The organism is Stenotrophomonas sp. 3diitr2024 (genome assembly GCF_042136455.1).
Taxonomy (GTDB): domain Bacteria; phylum Pseudomonadota; class Gammaproteobacteria; order Xanthomonadales; family Xanthomonadaceae; genus Stenotrophomonas; species Stenotrophomonas sepilia.
In genome coordinates this window covers 1-3521 of sequence record NZ_JBHHMJ010000012.1, presented here as the reverse complement: position 1 = coordinate 3521, position 3521 = coordinate 1, and the positions used below count along the sequence as shown (strand labels likewise).

Annotated in this window: 4 protein-coding genes; 2 read left to right on the top strand and 2 right to left on the bottom strand. The window is 67.0% G+C overall.

All coding sequences use genetic code 11. The annotated features are described in order from the left end of the window. Nucleotides 1-68: 68 nt before the first annotated feature. Entirely contained in the window at nucleotides 69-518 is a 450-nt protein-coding gene (gene azu / locus ABGA94_RS00070; protein ID WP_005419015.1) for an azurin, read from the bottom strand. Between the two features lie 123 nt (nucleotides 519-641). Here azu and ABGA94_RS00065 point away from each other — a divergent pair, with 123 nt between their 5' ends. Beyond that, on the top strand, nucleotides 642-1244 hold the full coding sequence (locus tag ABGA94_RS00065; RefSeq protein ID WP_005419017.1) for an HAD-IA family hydrolase: 603 nt from the start codon (nucleotides 642-644) through the stop codon (nucleotides 1242-1244). Between the two features lie 53 nt (nucleotides 1245-1297). Here ABGA94_RS00065 and ABGA94_RS00060 read toward each other — a convergent pair whose 3' ends face one another. Next, nucleotides 1298-2524: an acetylornithine transaminase gene (locus ABGA94_RS00060; RefSeq protein WP_053497478.1), complete on the bottom strand. Its 1227-nt coding sequence runs from the start codon at nucleotides 2522-2524 to the stop codon at nucleotides 1298-1300. Nucleotides 2525-2587: 63 nt separating this feature from the next. On the opposite strand from ABGA94_RS00060, the gene ABGA94_RS00055 reads away from it, so the two are divergent. Next, complete coding sequence (locus ABGA94_RS00055) at nucleotides 2588-3460, top strand: ion transporter (protein ID WP_069139259.1); 873 nt, start codon at nucleotides 2588-2590, stop codon at nucleotides 3458-3460. Nucleotides 3461-3521: the final 61 nt, after the last annotated feature.

Sequence of the window (3521 nt, the reverse complement as noted above, 5' to 3'; positions counted from 1 at the left end):
ACAAAAAGGGGACGGAGGGTATTAAGTCGTTTATGCACAAACGACTTAATCCCCTCCGTCCCCTTTTTTCAACCGAAGACGAACTTGCCCTTCATCATCGCGAAGTGGCCGGGGAACGAGCAGAAGAAGGTGTAGTCGCCGCCCTTCTGCAGGCCCTGGGTGGAAAAGCGCACGCGCGTGGTCTCGCCACCACCAATTACTTTGGTGTGCGCCAGCACGCGCTTGTCAGCCTTCGGCAGGTAGCTGTCGGCCAGGGTCATGCGCATGCCTGCCAGTGCCACCGGCTGGTAATCGGCAGTGCGGGTCAGCACCCAGTTATGGCCCATCGCGGTAGCGGCCAGCTTGCCGGTGTGGCGCAGGGTCAGGTCCACGGCAGTGCAGTCGGCGGCAAGCTTGATCTCGCGAGTGCTGAAGCTCATCTGGTCGGTGCTGTCGATGCTCACTGCACACACCCGCGCCATCGCCGACGGCGCCAGCATCAGCGCGCCCAGTCCCACTGCCACCCACCAAGCCTTCATCGTTGCCTCTCCTGCGGATTCAAGCGCCATTCTAGGCAGGCCCCTGCGGCCGCGTCTGCGACCGTCTGTCGCATGCCCACTCCAGGGTTTCCCGCGCACTCACTGCAATGGCATGCTCGACCGATGCGGATCGACCTGTTGCTGCTGGATGTGGACGGCGTGCTGGTGCAGTACCAGCGCGCGCAGCGCGTGCTGCACCTGGCGCAGGTACTGGATGTTACCCCTGCCGCAGTGCAGGCGGCGCTGTTCGACAGCGGACTGGAAGCGGCGCATGACAACGGCACGCTGCAGGGTCCGGCCTATCTGGCGCGGCTGGGGGAGTGCCTGGGCAGGACCGTCGATGTACCCAGCTGGATCGCCGCACGCCAGGCGGCCAGCCATCCGCAGCACGCGGTGCTGCAGCGGCTGCAGGTCCTGCAGCTGCCACTGGCGGTACTGACCAACAATGGCGCGCTGATGGTGCAGGCGCTGCCCATCCTGCTGCCGGAACTGTTCCCTGCGCTGCAGGGACGCGTGTTCTGCAGCGCCGATTTCGGCCTGCGCAAACCCGCACCGGAGGTCTTCCTGCGCACGCTTGAGGCCCTCGGCGTGGCGCCTTCGCGCACGCTGTTCGTCGATGACCTGTTCGCCAATGTGCGCGGCGCACGCGCCGCCGGCCTGCACGCGGAAACCGTGCGCGATGGCCGAGGGCTGGGCAAGGTGTTGAAGCGATACGCGGTGGGCTGATCGGGGTCAGAGCCCTCTCCGCAGGAGAGGGATCCGACCCCAGCGCCGGGGCGTCAGCGCGCGGCGATGAACGCAGCAATCGCTGCGCGCAGGCGCTTGAGGCCTTCGGCCACTTCTTCGTCGGTGATGTTCAGCGACGGCACGAAGCGCAACACGTCCGGGCCGGCCTGCAGGGTCAGCAGGCCGTGCTCGGCGGCATGGTCGAGGATCGCCCCGGCCTGGCCGGCAAAGTCCTTGCCCAGCACCGCACCCAGCATCAGGCCGCGGCCACGCACGTCGCTGAACACACCGAACTCGTCGTTGATGCGGGCAAAGCCATCGCGCAGCGCCTTCGACTGGCGGCTGACATTGGCGGCGATCTCCGCCGAGGCCAGCTTGCGCAGTGCCACGCGGGCCACCGCAGCGGCCAGCGGGTTGCCGCCGAAGGTGGTGCCGTGCGCGCCGAACTGCATGGTCTCGGCCACCTTCGGGCCGGCCAGCATCGCGCCGATCGGGAAGCCGCCACCGAGTGCCTTGGCCAGGGTGACCATGTCCGGCACCACATCATCCTGCCAGTGCGCGAACAGCGTGCCGGTACGGCCCATGCCGGCCTGGATCTCGTCCAGCACCAGCAGTGCGTTGTGCTGGTCGCACAGTTCACGCACGCGCTTGAGGAAACCGGACTTGGCCGGCATCACGCCGCCCTCGCCCTGGATCGGCTCCAGCATCACCGCCGCCACGTCGCCGGCGGCCATCGCGGTTTCCAGCTGCACCTCATCGTTGAAATCGATGTAGCGGAAGCCGCCAGGCAGCGGCTCGTAGCCTTCCTGGTACTTCGGCTGGGCGGTAGCGGTCACCGCGCCCATCGTGCGGCCGTGGAAGCTGCCACGGAAAGTGATGATCACCCGCTTGTCGGCGGGACGGCCCTGGCTGGAGGCCCACTTGCGGACCATCTTGATCGCCACTTCGTTGGCTTCGGCGCCGGAATTGCACAGGAACACGCGCTCGGCGAAGCGGCTGGCCTTCACCAGCTCCTCGGCCAGGTGCAGCGGCGGCGCACTGTAGAACACGTTGCTGGTGTGCCAGAGCTTGCCGGCCTGCTCGACCAGCGCGGCCACCAGGTCCGGATCATTGTGGCCCAGGCCGCACACGGCGATGCCGGCGGCCAGGTCGATGAACTCACGCCCCTGGCTGTCCCACACGCGGGCGCCCTGGCCTCGCTCCAGTACCACCTGGCGGGGCTTGTAGACCGGCAGGTAATAGTGCGAAAGGGAGATCAGCGGATCGGTCGCGGCGGTCATGGCAGTCGGCAGGGTTCAGGAATGCCCATTCTCGCGCCGGAACCCCTGCGGCACAATGCGCCCATGCGACCGTTTTCCGCCCCCCAGCTCAACCCCGCCACCGAGACCGGCTGGCGCCGTCGGTGGTTCGACATCATCTACCGCCATGACTCGCGGCCCTCGCGCAACTTCGACCTGATCCTGGTGGTGGCGATCGTCGCCAGCATCCTGGTGGTGATGATCGACAGCGTGCAGCACCTGCATGCCGAGTGGTCCACCGGCCTGTACATCCTGGAATGGGGCTTCACCATCATCTTCACCGCCGAGTACCTGCTGCGGCTGGCGGTGGTCAAGCGACCGCTGCGCTACGCGGTGAGCATCTGGGGCATCATCGACCTGCTGTCGATCCTGCCCGCCTACCTGTCGATGTTCATCCCCGGCGCGCAGAGCCTGCTGGTGGTGCGTGCGCTGCGCATCCTGCGCGTGTTCCGCATCCTCAAGCTGACCCGCTACATCGAGGAAAGCGGCGTCCTGATGACGTCGCTGTGGCGCAGCCGGCGCAAGGTGCTGGTGTTCCTGTTCACGGTGATCACCATCACCATCATCGCCGGGGCGCTGATGTACGTGATCGAGGGCCCCGAACACGGCTTCACCAATATCCCGGCCAGCATGTACTGGGCGGTGGTGACCATGGCCACGGTCGGCTTCGGCGACATCGTGCCGCAGACCGTGCTTGGCCGCTTCGTCACCTCGGTGCTGATCCTGATCGGCTACAGCATCATCGCCGTGCCGACCGGCATCTACACCGCCGAACTGGCCAGCACCATGCGCGAAGCCGAACTGGCCGCGCGCCGCGATGCCCGCGGCTGCCCGCATTGCGGGCTGGAGGGGCATGAACCCGATGCGCGGCACTGCCGCAAGTGTGGTGGCCAGCTGCCGGATGCGTTCAGCCATTGAGGCACATGCCGGCCAACGCCCGGCACTACCGGACCAACAGGGTGCGCGCCGGGCATGGCCC

Bases quoted from the DNA above. Each gene is read 5' to 3' on its own strand.
- azu (WP_005419015.1), bottom strand. From the start codon at position 518: ATGAAGGCTTGGTGGGTGGCAGTGGGACTGGGCGCGCTGATGCTGGCG.
- ABGA94_RS00065 (WP_005419017.1), top strand. From the start codon at position 642: ATGCGGATCGACCTGTTGCTGCTGGATGTGGACGGCGTGCTGGTGCAG.
- ABGA94_RS00060 (WP_053497478.1), bottom strand. From the start codon at position 2,524: ATGACCGCCGCGACCGATCCGCTGATCTCCCTTTCGCACTATTACCTG.
- ABGA94_RS00055 (WP_069139259.1), top strand. From the start codon at position 2,588: ATGCGACCGTTTTCCGCCCCCCAGCTCAACCCCGCCACCGAGACCGGC.